16 protein-coding genes are annotated in these 17790 nt (G+C 65.3%); all 16 read left to right on the forward strand.

Annotated elements, in window-relative coordinates:
- The first annotated feature begins 10 nt into the window (after positions 1–10).
- The 16 genes from mraZ to V6M89_RS00655 all read left to right on the forward strand — a co-directional run bounded on the left by mraZ (position 11) and on the right by V6M89_RS00655 (position 17758).
- Complete coding sequence (gene mraZ / locus V6M89_RS00580; protein ID WP_332851330.1) at positions 11–439, forward strand: division/cell wall cluster transcriptional repressor MraZ; 429 nt, start codon at positions 11–13, stop codon at positions 437–439.
- 9 nt (positions 440–448) lie between these two features.
- A complete protein-coding gene (gene rsmH / locus V6M89_RS00585; RefSeq protein WP_332851331.1) occupies positions 449–1426 on the forward strand; it encodes a 16S rRNA (cytosine(1402)-N(4))-methyltransferase RsmH in 978 nt (325 codons plus the stop codon).
- Positions 1423–1698, forward strand: coding sequence for a cell division protein FtsL (gene ftsL / locus V6M89_RS00590; RefSeq protein ID WP_020705059.1), 276 nt, complete (start codon positions 1423–1425; stop codon positions 1696–1698). Before rsmH ends, ftsL begins: the two co-directional genes overlap by 4 nt.
- The gene (locus tag V6M89_RS00595) at positions 1695–3470 is read left to right on the forward strand and encodes a peptidoglycan D,D-transpeptidase FtsI family protein (RefSeq protein WP_332851332.1); all 1776 of its coding nucleotides are present in this window, start codon (positions 1695–1697) and stop codon (positions 3468–3470) included. Before ftsL ends, V6M89_RS00595 begins: the two co-directional genes overlap by 4 nt.
- Complete coding sequence (locus V6M89_RS00600) at positions 3467–5035, forward strand: UDP-N-acetylmuramoyl-L-alanyl-D-glutamate--2,6-diaminopimelate ligase (RefSeq protein WP_332851333.1); 1569 nt, start codon at positions 3467–3469, stop codon at positions 5033–5035. The genes V6M89_RS00595 and V6M89_RS00600 overlap by 4 nt, the downstream gene beginning before the upstream one ends.
- The gene (locus V6M89_RS00605) at positions 5035–6447 is read left to right on the forward strand and encodes a UDP-N-acetylmuramoyl-tripeptide--D-alanyl-D-alanine ligase (protein WP_332851334.1); all 1413 of its coding nucleotides are present in this window, start codon (positions 5035–5037) and stop codon (positions 6445–6447) included. Before V6M89_RS00600 ends, V6M89_RS00605 begins: the two co-directional genes overlap by 1 nt.
- A gap of 2 nt (positions 6448–6449) precedes the next feature.
- Entirely contained in the window at positions 6450–7619 is a 1170-nt protein-coding gene (gene mraY, locus V6M89_RS00610) for a phospho-N-acetylmuramoyl-pentapeptide-transferase (RefSeq protein WP_332851335.1), read from the forward strand.
- Positions 7619–9136, forward strand: a complete 1518-nt coding sequence (gene murD / locus V6M89_RS00615) for a UDP-N-acetylmuramoyl-L-alanine--D-glutamate ligase (protein WP_332851336.1) — start codon at positions 7619–7621, stop codon at positions 9134–9136. The genes mraY and murD overlap by 1 nt, the downstream gene beginning before the upstream one ends.
- Positions 9136–10356, forward strand: coding sequence for a putative lipid II flippase FtsW (ftsW, locus tag V6M89_RS00620; protein WP_332851337.1), 1221 nt, complete (start codon positions 9136–9138; stop codon positions 10354–10356). Before murD ends, ftsW begins: the two co-directional genes overlap by 1 nt.
- Positions 10353–11420, forward strand: a complete 1068-nt coding sequence (murG, locus tag V6M89_RS00625) for an undecaprenyldiphospho-muramoylpentapeptide beta-N-acetylglucosaminyltransferase (RefSeq protein WP_332851338.1) — start codon at positions 10353–10355, stop codon at positions 11418–11420. Before ftsW ends, murG begins: the two co-directional genes overlap by 4 nt.
- A 10-nt stretch (positions 11421–11430) precedes the next feature.
- A complete protein-coding gene (gene murC / locus V6M89_RS00630; protein ID WP_332851339.1) occupies positions 11431–12822 on the forward strand; it encodes a UDP-N-acetylmuramate--L-alanine ligase in 1392 nt (463 codons plus the stop codon).
- Positions 12823–12824: 2 nt separating this feature from the next.
- Entirely contained in the window at positions 12825–13796 is a 972-nt protein-coding gene (locus V6M89_RS00635) for a D-alanine--D-alanine ligase (protein ID WP_332851340.1), read from the forward strand.
- 8 nt (positions 13797–13804) lie between these two features.
- Positions 13805–14596 carry a cell division protein FtsQ/DivIB gene (locus tag V6M89_RS00640; protein WP_332851341.1) on the forward strand — a complete coding sequence of 264 codons (792 nt, stop codon included), beginning with the start codon at positions 13805–13807 and terminating at the stop codon, positions 14594–14596.
- A gap of 10 nt (positions 14597–14606) precedes the next feature.
- Positions 14607–15839 carry a cell division protein FtsA gene (ftsA, locus tag V6M89_RS00645; protein ID WP_332851342.1) on the forward strand — a complete coding sequence of 411 codons (1233 nt, stop codon included), beginning with the start codon at positions 14607–14609 and terminating at the stop codon, positions 15837–15839.
- Positions 15840–15948: 109 nt separating this feature from the next.
- Positions 15949–17172: a cell division protein FtsZ gene (gene ftsZ, locus V6M89_RS00650; protein WP_332851343.1), complete on the forward strand. Its 1224-nt coding sequence runs from the start codon at positions 15949–15951 to the stop codon at positions 17170–17172.
- 82 nt (positions 17173–17254) lie between these two features.
- Complete coding sequence (locus tag V6M89_RS00655; RefSeq protein WP_332851344.1) at positions 17255–17758, forward strand: peroxiredoxin; 504 nt, start codon at positions 17255–17257, stop codon at positions 17756–17758.
- The last annotated feature ends 32 nt before the right edge of the window (positions 17759–17790 follow it).

A 17790-nucleotide genomic window follows, 5' to 3' on the forward strand; every position in this document is an offset into this window, starting at 1 on the left:
AGGTAATCCCGTGTTTCAAGGCGCGTCCGCAATCAATCTCGATGCCAAAGGCAGGATGTCTATCCCCGCCAAGCACCGTGACGCGCTCTCGATCCAGTGCGAAGGCCGCCTCACGCTGACCCGCCATCCCGATGGCTGCGTCATGCTGTTCCCCCGCCCCGTGTGGGAACAACACCGACTACAGATCGCCCAATGGCCGATGCAGGCCCGCGCCTGGCAGCGCATCTTCCTCGGCTACGCCACCGACGTCGAAATGGACACGGCCGGCCGCATCCTGATCTCGCCCGAGCTGCGCAGCGCCGTCGGCCTGGAGCGCGAAGTCATGATGACCGGCATGGGATCACATTTTGAAATCTGGGATGCCGCCAAGATGGCGGAAAAAGAGCAGCAGGCGATCGACGCCGGCACCCCCGATGTACTCGCCAATTTCTCCTTCTAAGGCTCCGTGATGACAATTACATCGGTGCCGGAATTTCAGCATCGGACGGTGCTGCTAGACGAAGCGGTCGACGCGCTGGCGCTAGACGGCGCGCGCGCCGACGGCGTCTACGTCGACGGCACGTTCGGCCGCGGCGGCCACTCGCGCCTGATCCTGTCCAAACTGGGCGCCAAGGCGCGCCTGATCGCCTTCGACAAAGACCTGCAGGCGATCGCCACCGCCGAGCAGATCGCCGACCCGCGCTTCACCATCGTGCACGACAGCTTCGCCACCATGCACGCGGCGCTGGCCGAGCGCGGCGTGGCGCAGGCCGACGGCATCCTGCTCGACCTGGGCATCTCGTCGCCGCAGGTGGACGACGCCGCGCGCGGCTTCAGCTTCCGTAACGACGGCCCGCTCGACATGCGCATGGACACCACGCGCGGCATGTCGGCGGCGCAGTGGCTTGCCATTGAAACCGAACAGACACTGGAAAAGGTGATCAAAGAATATGGGGAAGAACGGTTTGCTTTTCAGATTGCAAAGGCGATTGTTGCTCGCCGGGCAGTCGAACCAATTTCAACCACACGACAGCTTGCCAGCATCGTGGCAGGCGCGGTCAAGACTCGGGAAAAGGGCAAGGACCCGGCCACCCGTACCTTTCAGGCTATCCGGATTTTCATCAATAAAGAGCTTGAAGACCTCGAGATCGGTCTGACCCAGGCCTGGAACAGCCTAGCGCCGGGCGGCATCATCGCCATCATCAGCTTCCATTCGCTGGAAGACCGCATGGTCAAGCGCTTCTTCGCCTCCAAGGCCAACGTCGAGCAGCCGGACCGGCGCCTGCCGATCCGCGCGATCGACCTGCCGCAGCCGGAGCTGAAGCTGCTGGCCAAGTTCAAGCCGTCCGACGCCGAGATAGCCGCCAACCCGCGCGCCCGTTCGGCCGTGATGCGGGTCGCGCGCCGCCTGCCTTTCCCTGCTACCTCTGTGAAGGGCGCGGCATGAGCGGCAAGATCAACCTGGTGCTGGCCGCGCTGCTGGTGGCCTGCGGGCTGTCGCTGGTGAACGCCCAGTACCAGGCGCGCCATCTGTTCATCGAGCTGGAACGCACGCAGTCGCAGGCGCGCCAGCTCGACATCGAATGGGCGCAGCTGCAGCTGGACCAGTCGACCTTGGGCAAGCACGCCCGCATCGAGGAAATCGCCCGCCGCGACCTGAACATGACGCCGCTGACCGCGGCGCGCACGCAGTACCTGACGCCGGAAGGATCGAAATGAGCCGCGGCAGCAATGTGAACACCTCGCGCGTGGCCGCCTCCAAGGGCGTGCCGTTCTCGAAGAACCCGGTGCTGGCGGTGCGCCTGCCGGTCTGGCGTTCGCGCGTCGTCTTGTTCGTATTGTTTGCCGCCTTCGCCGGCCTGGCCGCGCGCGCCCTGTGGCTGCAAGGCCTGTCGACCCAGTTCCTGCAGAAGCAGGGCGAGATCCGCTACGCCCGCACGCTCGACCTGCCGGCCACGCGCGGCAAGATCACCGACCGCGACGGCCAGGTGCTGGCTTCGTCGGTGCCGGTCAAGGCCATCTGGGCGATTCCGGACGACGTCCAGGAAGCGCCGCCGGCCAAGCTGAAAGAGCTGGCGCGCCTGCTCGACATGAGCAACGCCGACCTGCAAAAGAAGCTCGACTCCGACCGCGGCTTCGTCTACCTGAAGCGCCAGGTCGAGCAGGACGTGGCCGACCAGATCACCAAGCTCGGCATCGACGGCATCCAGACCCGCAAGGAATACAAGCGCTTCTACCCGCAGGGCGAAGTGACGACCCACGTGGTGGGCTTCACCAACGTCGAAGACGCCGGCCAGGAATCGATGGAGCTGGCGCAGCAGAAGACGCTGGTCGGCCAGCAGGGCAGCCGCCGCGTCATCAAGGACCGCCTGGGCCGCATCGTCGAGGACATCGAGTCGGTGCGCGAGCCGCACGACGGCAAGGACCTGACGCTGTCGATCGACAGCAAGCTGCAGTACATCGCCTTCACGCAGGTCAAGGAATCGGTGGAGAAGTTCCACGCCAAGGCCGGCGCCGCCATCGTGCTCGACGTGCACACCGGCGAAGTGCTGGCGCTGGCCAACTGGCCGACCTACAACCCCAACGACCGCACCAAGCTGACCGGCGAGCAGCTGCGCAACCGCGTGATGACCGACACCTTCGAGCCGGGTTCCTCGCTCAAGCCGTTCACCGTCGGCCTGGCGCTGGACGAAAAGCGCATTACGCCGCACACCATGTTCGACACCGGCGCCGGCGCCATGGTGATCGCCGACCATGTGGTGCACGACACCCACCCGCACTACCTGATCGACGTCCAGACCATCATCCAGAAGTCGTCCAACATCGGCACCTCGAAGATCGCGCTGGGCATGCCGCCGCAGGATATGTGGGAAATGTTCACCAAGGTCGGTTTCGGCCAGCAGCCCAAGTGGGGCTTCCCCGGCGCCGTGGCCGGCCGCGTGCGGCCGTATAAATCGTGGCGTCCGATCGAGCAGGCCAATATGAGCTTCGGCCAGGGCATCTCGGTGTCGCTGATCCAGCTGGCGCGCGCCTACATGATCTTCGCCCGCGACGGCGACATCATCCCGCTGTCGTTCCAGAAAGTGACGGAAGCGCCGCACGGCACCCAGGTGGTCAGCGCCAAGACCGCGGCCGAGATGCGCGTGATGCTGGAAATGGTCACGCAGCCGGGCGGCTCGGCCGTCAAGGCCCAGGTGCCGGGCTACCGCGTCGGCGGCAAGACCGGCACCGCGCAGAAGGTGGTCAACGGCCGCTACTCGCAATCCAAATACATCGGCAACTTCGTCGGCATGGCGCCGATGTCGAACCCGCGCTTCGTCATCGCCGTCATGATCGACGAACCGGGCGGCCCGGTGCACGTCGGCGGCGACGTCGCCGGCCCGGTGTTCTCCGCGCTGGCCGCCAACGCGCTGCGCGCCAAGAACATCACGCCCGATTCCACCCTTACCCATATCATCATTCCTGATAATGCATCACAGGAGAACCAGTGACCACTTCTGACTTCGACCCGCTGGCAATCGCCGCCGCCATCCGCAAGCTCGCGCCTTCCGCGCAGCTGGCTTCGGATTCGCGCCGCGTCAAGCTGGGCGATGTGTTTTTTGCGTATCCCGGCGACGCCGGCGACGGCCGCAGCTTCATCGACAGCGCCGTTGAGCAGGGCGCCGCGCTGGTGGTGCTCGATCCGGCCGGTTTCACCTGGAACGACAGCTGGTCCGTCCCCTACATCACCGTTGAAAAGCTCAAGCAGCACGCCGGCGTGATCGCCCACGCCTTCTACCAACAGCCGGATGCGGCGATGTTCACCGTCGGCGTCACCGGCACCAACGGCAAGACTTCCAGCGCCGTGTGGCTGGGCCACGCGCTGTCGCGCGGCGCCGAACCGGCCGCCGTGGTTGGCACGCTGGGCGTGGGCCTGTTCCGCGCGCGCGGCGAAGTCGAATACGACGTCACCGGCTACACCACGCCGGACGCGGTGCTGCTGGCGCGCACGCTGGCCGAACTGCGCACGCAGGGCGCCGCCTCGCTGGCGATCGAAGTGTCGTCGATCGGGCTGGAACAAGGCCGCGTGGCCGGCATGCACTTCGACGTCGCGCTGTTCACCAACCTGACCCGCGACCACCTGGACTACCACGGCACCATGCAGGCCTACGAGGCCGCCAAGACCAAACTGTTCGACTGGCCCGGCCTGAAGACGGCGGTGGTCAACCTGGACGACCCGATGGGCCTGCGCCTGATCGCCCACCTGAAGGCGAAAGCGCCGCTGGCCGGTGCGCCGTTGGGTGATATCCCGCTGATCGGCTACACGCTGCACGACGTCGCCGCGCAACCGGACATCGAGGGCGTGCTGATGCTGCGCGCCAGCCAGTTCCGCAGCAGCCGCAACGCCGGCACCGAATTCCACCTGGAGTGCCCGCTGGGCGTGGCGCTGGTCAAGACGCATTTGGTCGGCAACTTCAACATCAGCAACGCGCTGGGCGTGATGGGCGCGATGCTGGCCAAGGGCCTGGGCCTGCGCGCCGCCATCGAGGCGGTCGAAGCGCTGCTGCCGGCGCCGGGCCGCATGCAGCAGGTCGGCGGCCAGGACGCGCCGATGATCGTCATCGACTACGCCCACACGCCGGACGCGCTGGAAAAAACCCTGGCCGCGCTGCGCCCAGTGGCCACCGACCGCGGCGGCCAGCTGTGGTGCGTGTTCGGCTGCGGCGGCGACCGCGATCCGGGCAAGCGCCCGCAGATGGGCAAGATCGCGCAGATGGCCGACCACGTGCTGGTCACCAGCGACAACCCGCGCAGCGAAGATCCGCACACCATCATCGAGCAGATCGTCGCCGGCATGGACCGCAACAACCCGGCATCGACGGTGCAGACGCTGGACGACCGCGCGGCCGCCATCCTGTCGGCGATCAAGCACGCCGGCAAGCCGGACGTGATCCTGCTGGCCGGTAAAGGCCACGAGCCGTACCAGGAAATCAAGGGCAAGAAACTGCCATTCTCCGACGCCGACCACGCGCAGCTGGCGCTGTCGGCCCGCTTAACCATGATGAGGACGAATTGATGCGTGCAGCACTCGCACAGATTCTGCCTTCTGTGACCGGCGCCGAATTGATCGGCTCCGGTGAAACTGTATTCAACGGCGTCTCCACCGACAGCCGCAGCGTCGCCGCCGGCGCGCTGTTCGTCGCCCTGCGCGGCGAAGTATTCGACGCCCACGACTTCCTCGCCCAGGTGGCGCAGCAGGGCGTGGCCGCCGTGGTGGTGGAAGAACTGCCTGAGGGCTGGACCGCATCGACCGGCATCGCCGCCATCGTCGTGCCGAACACGCTGGTGGCGCTGGGCCAGATCGCCAACTACTGGCGCCGCCAGTTCGCCATGCCCGTCATCGGCGTCACCGGCAGCAACGGCAAGACCACGGTCAAGGAAATGATCGCCGCCATCCTGGCCGCCGCCCACGGCGAAGACGGCCGCCTGGCCACGCGCGGCAACCTGAATAACGAAATCGGCGTGCCGCTGACGCTGTTCCGCATGGAAGCGAAGCAGCAGTCGGCCGTGGTCGAACTGGGCATGAACCATCCCGGCGAGATCGGCCGCCTGAGCGCCATCGCCGCGCCGACCATCGCCATGGTCAACAACGCCCAGCGCGAACACCAGGAATTCATGCACACCGTGGAAGCGGTGGCGCGCGAGAACGGCGCCGTGCTGGCCAGCCTGCCGGCCGACGGCGTGGCCGCGTTCCCGCATGGCGACGAGTTCACGGCCATCTGGGAAGAGCTGTCGGCCGGCCGCCGCGTGCTGCGCTTCGGCCTGACCAAGGATGCTGAAGTGAGCTGCACCTTCCGCGCCGGCGACTTCGGCAGCGAGATGTTCGTGACCATCCGCGAAGGCGGGGCAGAGCCGGAGCAGTTCTTCGTCAACCTGCAGGCGGCGGGCGAGCACAATGTGCGCAACGCGCTGGCCGCCGTGGCCTGCACCTACGCCGCCGGCATCGCGCTGGAAAAAATCAAACTGGGCCTCGACACCTTCGCGCCGGTCAACGGCCGTTTGCAGAAGAAGGCCGCGGCCAACGGCGCCGTCGTCATCGACGACAGCTACAACGCCAACCCGGACTCGGTGCGCGCCGCCATCGACGTGCTGTCCAAGGCCGCCTCCCCGCGCGTGCTGGTGCTGGGCGACATGGGCGAAGTCGGCACCCAGGGCCGCGAGTTTCACGAAGAAATCGGCGCTTACGCGCAGAGCAAAGGCATCGAACAGGTGCTGGTAACGGGCGAGCTGGCCGCGCATATGATTGGCACTGCCAATCAGGGCGCAACCATCCGTCATTTTGAAAACTTCGGCGATTTGCTGGCTGCTGTCGAAGCAGCCGTCACGCCGGATGCAACCGTATTAATCAAGGGCTCCCGCTTCATGAAAATGGAACGGGTCGTGCAGCATTTGATTGGATCGCAACAAGCTAACAAGGAAAGTCACTAATCATGCTGCTCTGGCTCGCTCAGTATTTTCAGCAGGACCTCGGGCCACTCCGGGTCTTCAACTTCATCACCTTCCGCGCGGTGTTCGCCGCCGCGACCGCGCTGCTGATCGGCCTGTCGGCCGGCCCGGCCGTGATCCGCAAGCTGACCGCCATGAAGTACGGCCAGGCCGTGCGCACCGACGGTCCGCAGACCCACCTGAAAAAACACGGCACCCCGACCATGGGCGGCGTGCTGCTCTTGATCTCCATCGGCGTCTCGACGCTGCTGTGGTGCGACCTGTCGAACCGCTTTATCTGGCCGGTGCTGGTCGTCACGCTGGGCTTCGGCGCGGTCGGCTGGGTCGACGACTACCGCAAGGTGGTGCGCCAGGACCCCGAGGGCATGCGTTCGGCGGAAAAATACTTCTGGCAGTCGCTGGTCGGTATCGGCGCCGCGCTGTACCTGGCGTTTTCGGTGTCCGCGCCCAACGCCGGCAAGGTGTTCGAGCTGTTCTTCGCCTGGGTGCAGTCGGGCTTCTCGATGGACCTGCCGCCCAAGGCCGACTTGATCGTACCGTTTTTCAAGACCATCAGCTACCCGCTGGGCGTGTGGGGCTTCATCGCGCTGACCTACTGTGTCATCGTCGGCACCAGCAACGCCGTTAACTTCACCGACGGCCTGGATGGCCTGGCGATCATGCCGACGATTATGGTCGGCTCGGCGCTCGGCCTGTTCGCCTACCTGACCGGCCACGCCACGTACTCGAAGTACCTGTTCATCCCGCACATTCCCGGCGCGGGCGAACTGATCATCTTCTGCGGCGCGCTGGCCGGCGCGGGCCTGGCCTTCCTGTGGTTTAACACCCACCCGGCCCAGGTGTTCATGGGCGACGTCGGCGCACTGGCGCTGGGCGGCGCGCTGGGCACCCTCGCCGTCATCGTGCGCCAGGAAATCGTCCTGTTCATCATGGGCGGCATCTTCGTCGCCGAGACGGTGTCGGTGATTATCCAGGTGGGCTGGTTCAAGATCACCAAGAAGCGCTACGGCGTCGGCCGCCGCGTGTTCCTGATGGCGCCACTGCACCACCACTTTGAACAAAAAGGCTGGAAAGAGACCCAGGTCGTCGTGCGCTTCTGGATTATCACGATGATGCTGGTGCTGATCGGTCTCTCTACTTTGAAACTGCGCTGATGATCTACGAAGGCAAAAACGCACTGGTACTGGGACTGGGTGAATCCGGTCTGGCGATGGCGCTGTGGCTCGCCCGCAGCGGCGCGCGCGTGCGCGTGGCCGATACCCGTGAAGCGCCGGAGCGCCTGCCCGCGCTGCGCGCGGCCGTGCCGGAAGTTGACTTCGTCGCCGGCCCGTTCGGCGCGTCGTTGCTGGAAGGCGTGGACTTCGTCGCCGTCAGCCCCGGCCTGGCGCCGTACCGCGAACTGGCCGAGATCGCGCCGGCCGCCACCGCCGCCGGCGTGCCGGTATGGGGCGAGATCGAACTGTTCGCCCAGGCGCTGGAGTCGCTGGAGCATGAACGCGGCTACGCGCCCAAGATCATCGCCATCACCGGCACCAACGGCAAGACCACCGTCACCACCCTGGTCGGCCAGCTGTGCGAACGCGCCGGCAAGACCGTGCGCGTGGCCGGCAACATCAGCCCCGCCGCGCTGGACGTGCTGCGCGAAGTGATGGACGCAGGCACCCTGCCGGAAGTATGGGTATTGGAACTGTCGTCCTTCCAACTGCAGACCACCTTCACGCTGGAGGCGGACGCCGCCACCGTATTGAACGTGACCCAGGACCACCTGGACTGGCACGGCGACATGCCGTCCTACGCCGCCGCCAAGCACCGCATCTTCGCCGCCGACACCGTGCGCGTATTGAACCGCGACGACGCCACCGTGATGCGCATGGCCAGCGCCACCGGCCCCAACGTCACCTTCGGCACCGACGCGCCGACCTTGCGCGACGACCTGGGCCTGAACAGCGAACGCGGCGTGCTGTGGCTGGCCACCGCCGTGCCGTCGGAAGAAGAGGGCGAGCCGAAGAAGCGCAAGAAAAACGATCCGCCGCCGCCGCCGGTCGAATGCATGGTCAAGAACCTGATGCCGGCCGACGCGTTGCAAATCCGCGGCGTGCACAACGCAGCCAACGCGCTGGCCGCGCTGGCCCTGTGCCGCGCCATCGACCTGCCGCTGGCGCCGTTGCTGCACGGCCTGCGCGAGTATCGCGGCCAGCCGCACCGCGTGGAACTGGTCAGCGCCATCAACGACGTCGAATACTACGACGACAGCAAGGGCACCAACGTCGGCGCCACCGTGGCCGCCTTGAGCGGCTTGGGCAAGGCCTTCACCGGCGCCAACCAGCGCCTGGTGGTCATCATGGGCGGCGACGGCAAGGGCCAGGACTTCACGCCGCTGGCCGAACCGGTATCGCGCTACGTGCGCGCCGTGCTGCTGATCGGCCGCGACGCGCCGCAGATCCGCGCCGCGCTGGAAGCTTCTGCGGACCTGGGCTATGAAATCGAAGACTGCGGCACCGACCTGCCGCAAGCCGTCAAGCGCGCCAGCGAGCTGGCGCAAGCCGGCGACGCCGTGCTGCTGTCGCCGGCCTGCGCCAGCATGGACATGTTCAAGAACTACGCGCATCGCGCCCAGGTGTTCATCGACACCGTGCGCGAGATCGCCCTCGACGCAGGACAGGAGCTCTGATGGCCTTCCAGATGCCGTTCCGCTTTGCTGACAAGTCGACGCCGCCGTCGATGGACAGCCGCGCGCGGCAATCGAAGATGATGGAATACGACCAGCCGCTGGTCTGGGTCACGCTGTTGCTGATGCTGCTCGGGATGGTGATGGTGTACTCGGCCTCGATCTCGCTGCCGGATTCGCCCAAGTTCGCCAACTACGTGCGCTGGCAGAATACCTACTTCGTGCAGCGGCAGGCGATGTTCATCGGCGTCTCGCTGCTGGCCGGCCTGTTCGTGTTCCGCGTCCGCATCTGCGACCTGCAGAAGGCCGCGCCGTACCTGTTCATCGGCACCCTGGTGCTGCTGGTGATGGTGCTGATCCCCGGCCTCGGCGTGGTGGTCAACGGCGGCCGCCGCTGGCTGTCGCTCAAGGTATTCAACGTGCAGCCGTCGGAGCTGATGAAAGTGGTCGCCGTGCTGTACGCCGCCGACTACACGGTGCGCAAGCAGGAATACATGCACAAGCTGACCAAGGGTTTCCTGCCGATGGCGGCGGCGGTCGGCTTCGTCGGCCTGTTGCTGCTGCTCGAACCCGACCTGGGCGCGTTCGGTGTGATCGTCTGCATCGCCATGGGCATCCTGTTCCTGGGCGGGATCAACGCCATCTGGTTCGGCGGCATCGGCGCGGTGCTGGTGGTGATCTTCGGCTCCATCATCGCGCTGTCGAAATTCCGCCGCGAGCGCTACTTCGCCTACCTCAATCCGTGGGAAGAAGACAATGCACTGAATAAGGCCTACCAGCTGACCCACTCGCTGATCGCTTTCGGGCGCGGCGAGATTTTTGGCGTTGGCCTGGGCGGCAGCGTGGAAAAGCTGCACTACCTGCCGGAAGCGCATACCGACTTCCTGCTGGCGGTGATCGGCGAAGAACTCGGCCTGGCCGGCGTGCTGGTGGTGATCGCGATGTTCTACTGGCTGATCAAGCGCGCCTTCGACATCGGCCGCCAGGCCATCGCCATCGACCAGACCTTTGCCGGCCTGACGGCCAAGGGCATCGGCATCTGGATCGGCGTGCAGACGTTTATCAATATGGGTGTCAACCTTGGCCTGCTGCCGACCAAGGGCCTGACCTTGCCGCTGATGAGCTATGGCGGCACGGGTGTGGTAATTAACTGCGTCGGACTCGCGATCCTGCTCCGGATCGACTACGAGAACCGGGTCCTGATGCGTGGTGGCAGATTATGAAACGATTGATGATCATGGCGGCCGGCACCGGCGGTCACATTTTCCCAGGCCTGGCGATCGCGCAGACGCTGCGCGCGCGCGGCTGGGAAGTGAGCTGGCTGGGCACCGCCACCGGCATGGAACAGGATTTGGTGCCCAAGCACGGCATCGCGATGGACAGCATCGACTTCACCGGCATGCGCGGCAAGGGCTTGAAGCACTCGCTGGGCGGCGCGCTGAAGATGGTCAAGGCCTTCGCCGCCTGCTTCGGCTACATCGGCAGCCGCAAGCCGGACGTGGTGCTGGGCATGGGCGGCTACGTCACCGTGCCGGGCGGCCTGATGGCGCGCCTGCGCGGCGTGCCGCTGGTGCTGGTCAATGCCGACGCCGCGCTGCTGCTGTCGAATAAAACGCTGGTGCCGTTCGCCGAGCGCGTGTGCTTCGGTTTCCCGGCCAACTTTGGCAAGGCCGCCGGCAAGGCGGTCGTCACCGGCAACCCGGTGCGCAAGGAGATCCTGGACATGGCCGAGCCGGACTTGCGTTTCTTCGGCCGCGAAGGTCCGCTGCGCATCCTGGTGGTGGGCGGCAGCCTGGGCGCCAAGGCGCTGAACGACAATCTGCCGGCCGCGCTGGCGCTGATCCCGGCCGCGCAGCGTCCGCAGGTGACGCACCAGTCGGGCAAGAAGAACATCGATGCGCTGCGCGCCGCGTATGCGCAGGCGGGCGTGGAAGCGAATGTGGTCGACTTCATCGACGACATGGCCGCCGCCTACAGCCACGCCGACGTGGTGATCTGCCGCGCCGGCGCGATCACGATGTCGGAGCTGACCGCCGCCGGCGTGGCCAGCGTGCTGGTGCCGCTGGTCGCATCGACCACCAGCCACCAGCGCGACAACGCGCAGTGGATGGCGAAACAGAACGCGGCGATCCACATGCCGCAATCGGAAATGAGCGCGCAGAGTGTGGCGACGCTGTTGGAAACGCTGACCCGCGGCGCCTGCCTGACCATGGCTACGGCGGCGCGCAGTGTCGGCAAGCGCGATGCGAACGACGCTATCGCGGCCGTATTGGAACAATTAGCATGAGAATGAAATCGTGAAGCATAAAGTACAGAATATTCACTTCGTCGGCATCGGCGGCAGCGGCATGAGCGGCATCGCCGAAGTGCTGCTGACGCTCGGCTACACCGTGTCCGGTTCTGACCTGGGCAGCAACGCCGTCACCCAGCGCCTGGCCGACATGGGCGCCACGGTGTTCCAGGGCCACGCCGCCGCCAACATCGGCGACGCCGACGCCGTCGTCACCTCGACCGCCGTCCAGCAGGACAACCCGGAAGTGGTGGCTGCGCGCAGCCGCAAGATCCCCATCGTTCCGCGCGCCGTGATGCTGGGCGAGTTGATGCGCCTGAAGCGCGGCATCGCCATCGCCGGCACGCACGGCAAGACCACCACCACCAGCCTGGTCGCATCGGTGCTGGCGCAGGGCGGCCTGGATCCGACCTTCGTCATCGGCGGCCGCCTGACCGCCGCCGGCGCCAACGCCAAGCTGGGCACCGGCGAATACCTGGTGGCCGAAGCCGACGAATCGGATGCATCGTTCCTGAACCTGACGCCGATGATCGAAGTGATCACCAACATCGACGCCGACCACATGGAAACCTACGAGCACGATTTCGAAAAGCTCAAGCAGGCCTTCGTCAGCTTCACGCACCGCCTGCCGTTCTACGGCCGCGCCATGCTGTGCATCGACGACCAGCACGTACGCTCGATACTGCCGCAGGTGACCAAGCCGGTGACCACCTACGGCTTCCACGAGGACGCCGAAGTACGCGCCGTGAACGCCCGCGCGGTCGGCGTCGAGATGCACTTCACCGTGATCCAGGAAGGCTATCCCGACCTGGACGTGGTGCTGAACCAGCCCGGCCTGCACAACGTGCAGAACGCCTGCTCGGCCATCGCCATCGCGCGCGAGATCGGCATCGACGACAAGGACACCCAGGCCGGCCTGGCCGCCTTCGCCGGCGTCGGCCGCCGCTTCACCAAATACGGCGATGTCGCGATTCCTGGTGGAGGCACGTTCACGCTGGTGGACGACTTCGGCCACCACCCGCTGGAAATGGAAGTGACCACCGCCGCCGCGCGCGCCGCCTATCCCGGCCGACGCCTGGTGCTGGCCTTCCAGCCGCACCGCTACAGCCGCACGCGCGACCTGTTTGAAGATTTCGTCAAAGTGCTGGGCACCGTCGACGTGCTGGTGCTGGCCGAAGTCTACGCCGCCGGCGAAGCGCCGATCGTGGCCGCCGACGGCCGCGCGCTGGCGCATGCGCTGCGCGCACGCGGCAAGACCGAACCGATATTTGTAGAGGCGATCGGCGATATGCCGGAAACCATCATGGGCGTGGTACGCGACGGCGACGTCGTCATGACCATGGGCGCAGGCTCGATCAGCGGCGTCCCTGCCAAACTGACTAACTATCCAAAGGTCTGAAAGTGAATCACCTTACTCCTGTTGACGCAAAAGCTTACGGCAAGGTCGGCGTGCTGTACGGCGGCCGTTCCGCCGAGCGCGACGTTTCCATCATGTCCGGCAACGGCGTGCTGGCGGCCCTGCAAAGCAAGGGCATCGACGCCCACCTGTTCGACACCGGCGTGCGCACGCTGGCCGAACTGGCCGCCGAAAAATTCGACCGCGTGTTCATCGCGCTGCACGGCCGCTTCGGCGAAGACGGCAGCCTGCAAGGCGCGCTGGAACTGCTGGGCATTCCCTACACCGGCAGCGGCGTGATGGCCAGCTCGGTGGGCATGGACAAGATCACCACCAAGATCGTCTGGCTGGCCGCCGGCCTGCCGACACCGCGCTACGCGGTGCTCAGTGCAGCAGCCATCGCCGGCTCCGACCTGGACGCCGTAGCGGCCGACCTGGGCCTGCCGCTGATCGTCAAGCCGCCGCATGAGGGCTCGACCATCGGCATCACCAAGGTCAGCGCCGCCAATGAATTCAAGGCCGCCTTCGATATCGCCGCCGCGCTGGACGACTCGGTGCTGGCCGAGGAATTCGTCACCGGCCGCGAGTTCACAGTCGCCATGCTGGGCTCCGGCGCCACCGCGCGTCCGCTGCCGGTGGTGGAGATCGTGGCGCCGCAAGGCAATTACGATTACCAGAACAAGTACTTCACCGACGACACCAAGTATTTCTGCCCGGCCGTGCTGCCGGATGCGCTGACGCAGGAGATGCAGCGCCTGGCCGTACTGGCCTACCGCGCCATCGGTTGCGAGGGCTGGGGACGGGTCGACTTCCTGCTGCGCGAGAGCGACCAGAAGCCGTTCCTGCTGGAGGTGAACACCTCGCCGGGCATGACCGGCCACTCGCTGGTGCCGATGGCGGCGCGCGCGGAAGGCATCAGCTATGAAGACCTGTGCGTGGAAATCCTGCGCACGGCGCGCCTGAAGATGAAGGGTTAAGCAAGGAGATGTGGCAAGACGCTAAAGCCTTGAATGCGACCGCCAGCGGCATTTTCGCCTTGACGGTGTTGGCATCCATCGCCGCAGGCGTGTGGTGGGTGGCGCAGCGGCCGATGTTCACCCTGCGCACCATCCGTATCGAGACGATCGGGCAGGACGAGTTAAAGCATGTGAATCACCTGACGCTGCGTAGCAACGCGTTGGGCCGCATCAAGGGCAACTTCTTCACGACGAATCTGGATGCGGTGCGCCAGGCGTTTGAATCGGTGCCGTGGGTGCGCCGCGCAACGGTGCGCCGCGAATGGCCGGACCAGCTGATCGTGGCGCTGGAAGAGCATGAGGCGCTGGGCACGTGGGGCGAGGACGGCAAGCTGTTGTCGACCAAGGGCGAGTCGTTCACCGCCAACTTGGCCGAGGCGGAAGAGGACCATGTGCTGCCGGAGTTCGACGGACCGGAAGGCAGCGAGAAGGAAGTGCTGTCGCGTTACGACGAGCTGCGCACCTGGTTCGCGCCGCTCAAGCTGGTGCCGGAGTCGTTGTCGCTGTCGGGACGCTATGCATGGACGGTGAAGCTGAATAACGGCATGAGCGTGGCGCTGGGGCGGGAACAGACCAGCACCACGTTGAAGGAAAGGGTGGACCGCCTGATGGGAATTTATCCGCAGCTGGTGGAGCACTTGCAGAACATCGAGACCATCGATATGCGTTACCAGAATGGGCTGGCACTGAGTGCGACGGGATTGAAGATTCCGGCCGAGGGAGCCAAGCCAAAACCGATCGTGAAGAAAAAAATACAGTAGGCAGAGATAAATGACTAAAGACGCTAAAAACCTGATCGTTGGCCTCGACATCGGCACCTCGAAAGTGGTGGCCGTGGTGGCCGAGGTGATGGGCGATGGACGCCACGAGGTGATCGGGCTGGGCCAGCACGAATCGAAAGGCCTGAAGAAGGGCGTGGTGGTCAACATCGAAGCGACCGTCGAATCGATCCAGCGCGCGCTGGAAGAAGCGGAGCTGATGGCCGACTGCAAGATCCGCAATGTCTACGCCGGCATCGCGGGCAGCCATATCCGCAGCTTCAATTCCAGCGGCATGGTGGCCATCAAGGACAAGGAAGTGACGGCCACCGACGTGGCGCGCGTCATCGAAACGGCAAAGGCGGTTAACATTCCGACCGACCAGCAGCTGCTGCACACGGTACCGCAGGAATTCATCGTCGACAGCCAGGAAGACGTGCGCGAGCCGATCGGCATGAGCGGCATCCGCCTGGAAGTCAAAGTCCACATCGTCACCGGCGCCGTGTCGGCGGTGCAGAACATCGTCAAGTGCGTGCGCCGTTGCGGCCTCGAAGTGTCCGACCTGATTTTGCAGCCGATGGCATCGGCCGACGCGGTGCTGACGCCGGACGAGAAGGAGCTGGGCGTGGTGCTGATCGACATCGGCGGCGGCACCACCGACGTTGCCGTGTTCTCCGACGGCGCGATCCGCCACACCGCCGTGATCCCGATCGCCGGCGACCAGATCACCAACGACATCGCGATGGCCTTGCGCACCCCGACCTCGGAAGCGGAAGAGATCAAGATCCGCTACGGCGTGGCCAAGCAGGTGCTGGCCGATCCGGGCGAATCGCTGGAAGTGCCGGGCCTGGGCGACCGCGGTCCGCGCAACCTGTCGCGCCAGGCGCTGGCCGCCGTGATCGAGCCGCGCGTCGAAGAGCTGTTCGCCATGGTGCACCAGGTGGTGCGCGAGTCGGGCTACGAAGGCGTGCTGTCCTCGGGCATCGTGCTGACCGGCGGCACCGCGATCATGTCGGGCATGGTCGAGATGGCGGAAGACATATTCCTCAAACCGGCGCGCCTCGGCACGCCGGACTACCGTGGCCAGCTGGCCGACGTGGTGCGCAGCCCGCGCTACGCGACCGTGCTTGGCCTGTTGTTGGAAGCGAAAAAGCAGTACCTGCGTGGCCATATCGTCACGCGGCAGGATGGTTCGGTGAAGGCAGTATGGCAGCGCATGAAAGAATGGTTCTTGGGTAATTTCTAAGCTTATTTTTATAAACTATTTATATTAAAACCGCAGTTTTCAATCCCCAGTTCTTCTAACGATATGAGGACTGGCGCTTGAAAACCGCATTCTGATAGGGAGTCACATCATGGAGTTTGATATGGTCGATAACGCAGCTTTGGGCACCGTCATCAAGGTCGTCGGAGTCGGCGGCGCAGGTGGCAATGCAGTTCAACACATGATCAACAAGGGTATGTCGGGCGTCGAATTCATCGCCGCGAATACCGATGCGCAGGCGCTGTCGACCTCCAAGGCCGACAACGTGATCCAGATCGGCGAGACCGGCCTGGGCGCCGGCATGAAGCCCGACGTCGGCCGCAAGCTGGCCGAGGAATCGCGCTCGCGCATCGAAGACGCGCTGCGCGGCGCGCACATGGTGTTCATCGCCGCAGGCATGGGCGGCGGCACCGGCACCGGCGCCGCACCGATCGTGGCGGAAATCGCCAAGTCGCTGGGCGCGCTGACCGTGGCCGTGGTGTCGAAGCCGTTCTCGCACGAAGGCCAGAAGTGCATGGACATCGCCGACGAAGGCCTGGAGCAGCTGTCGGCCCACGTCGACTCGCTGATCGTGATCCTGAACGAGAAGCTGGAAGAGATCTACGAAGACGAATCGCTGATCGACTGGCTGCAACACGCCGACGATGTGCTCAACAACGCGGTCGCCGGTATCGCCGAGATCATCAACGTGCCGGGCCACATCAACGTCGACTTCAACGACGTCAAGACCATCATGGGCGAGCAGGGCAAGGCCATGATGGGCACCGCGACCGCGTCCGGCGTCGACCGCGCGCGCATCGCCGCCGAGCAGGCCGTGGCGTCGCCGCTGCTGGACGGCGTCGACCTGTCGGGCGCCCGTGGCGTGCTGGTCAACGTGACCGCCTCGCGTGGCCTGAAGGGTAAGGAGATCAAGGAAGTCATGGCCGCCGTGCGCGCCTTCGCCGCGCCGGACGCGTCGATCGCCCAGGGTATCGCCTACGACGACAACATGGGCGACGACATCCGCGTCACCGTGGTCGCCACCGGCCTGGGCAAGGCCAAGAAGCATGTGCAGCTGGTTCCTCAGCAAATGCTGCGCACCGGCACCCACAACAGCCCGATGATGCCATCGGCCGCCTTGGGCGGCGCGGCTTCGTCGTCGGTCTCGATGGGCGCGACCAGCGGCATGGGCGGCGGCGCATCGCCGGCCTTCGACGGCATGAAGGCGCCGGCCGTATGGCGTCGCGAATCGGCTTCCGAGCAGGTGCGCGCGATGGAAAAGAATGGCATGGAAACGTACGACATTCCTGCCTTCCTGCGCAAGCAGGCGGATTAAGGCATACTGCTGGCTCTAAGCCGGTGAAAGCCGCGCCTGGGCGCGGCTTTTTTACGTTCAACATTTATAAAAGGAGTCATCCATGACCATCAAGATTGGCGACACCCTGCCAGAAGGCACCCTGTCCGAATTCATCGAAACCGAAACCGAAGGCTGCTCGCTGGGCCCGAACACGTTCAACGTACAAGACCTGGTCAAGGGCAAGAAGATCGCGATCTTCGGCCTGCCGGGCGCCTACACCCCGACCTGCTCGGCACAGCACGTGCCAGGCTACGTCAAGCACGCCGCCGACCTGAAAGCCAAGGGCGTCGACGAAATCTGGTGCATCTCGGTCAATGACGCCTTCGTCATGGGCGCGTGGGGCCGCGACCAGAAAGCCACCGGCACCGTCCGTATGATGGCCGACGGCAACGCCGCTTACTCCAAGGCCCTGGGCCTGGACGCCGACTTCAGCAAGTTCGGCATGGGCACCCGCTCGCAGCGCTACTCGCTGCTGGTTGAGAACGGTGTCGTGACCCAGCTCAACATCGAGCAGGGCGGCAAGTTCGAAGTGTCGAACGCAGAAACCCTGCTGGCCCAGGCGTAATCGCCGGACTGGTTTGATGCAGTAACGAAACG

The sequence above is a fragment of the Duganella sp. S19_KUP01_CR8 genome, assembly GCF_036688705.1.
Taxonomy (GTDB): Bacteria; Pseudomonadota; Gammaproteobacteria; order Burkholderiales; family Burkholderiaceae_D; genus Rugamonas.

What these genes read in the sequence shown, in the direction of transcription:
- rsmH (WP_332851331.1), top strand. Translation starts at nt 449, where the DNA reads ATGACAATTACATCGGTGCCGGAATTTCAGCATCGGACGGTGCTGCTA.
- ftsL (WP_020705059.1), top strand. Translation starts at nt 1,423, where the DNA reads ATGAGCGGCAAGATCAACCTGGTGCTGGCCGCGCTGCTGGTGGCCTGC.
- V6M89_RS00595 (WP_332851332.1), top strand. Translation starts at nt 1,695, where the DNA reads ATGAGCCGCGGCAGCAATGTGAACACCTCGCGCGTGGCCGCCTCCAAG.
- V6M89_RS00605 (WP_332851334.1), top strand. Translation starts at nt 5,035, where the DNA reads ATGCGTGCAGCACTCGCACAGATTCTGCCTTCTGTGACCGGCGCCGAA.
- mraY (WP_332851335.1), top strand. Translation starts at nt 6,450, where the DNA reads ATGCTGCTCTGGCTCGCTCAGTATTTTCAGCAGGACCTCGGGCCACTC.
- murD (WP_332851336.1), top strand. Translation starts at nt 7,619, where the DNA reads ATGATCTACGAAGGCAAAAACGCACTGGTACTGGGACTGGGTGAATCC.
- ftsW (WP_332851337.1), top strand. Translation starts at nt 9,136, where the DNA reads ATGGCCTTCCAGATGCCGTTCCGCTTTGCTGACAAGTCGACGCCGCCG.
- murG (WP_332851338.1), top strand. Translation starts at nt 10,353, where the DNA reads ATGAAACGATTGATGATCATGGCGGCCGGCACCGGCGGTCACATTTTC.
- V6M89_RS00640 (WP_332851341.1), top strand. Translation starts at nt 13,805, where the DNA reads ATGTGGCAAGACGCTAAAGCCTTGAATGCGACCGCCAGCGGCATTTTC.
- ftsA (WP_332851342.1), top strand. Translation starts at nt 14,607, where the DNA reads ATGACTAAAGACGCTAAAAACCTGATCGTTGGCCTCGACATCGGCACC.
- ftsZ (WP_332851343.1), top strand. Translation starts at nt 15,949, where the DNA reads ATGGAGTTTGATATGGTCGATAACGCAGCTTTGGGCACCGTCATCAAG.
- V6M89_RS00655 (WP_332851344.1), top strand. Translation starts at nt 17,255, where the DNA reads ATGACCATCAAGATTGGCGACACCCTGCCAGAAGGCACCCTGTCCGAA.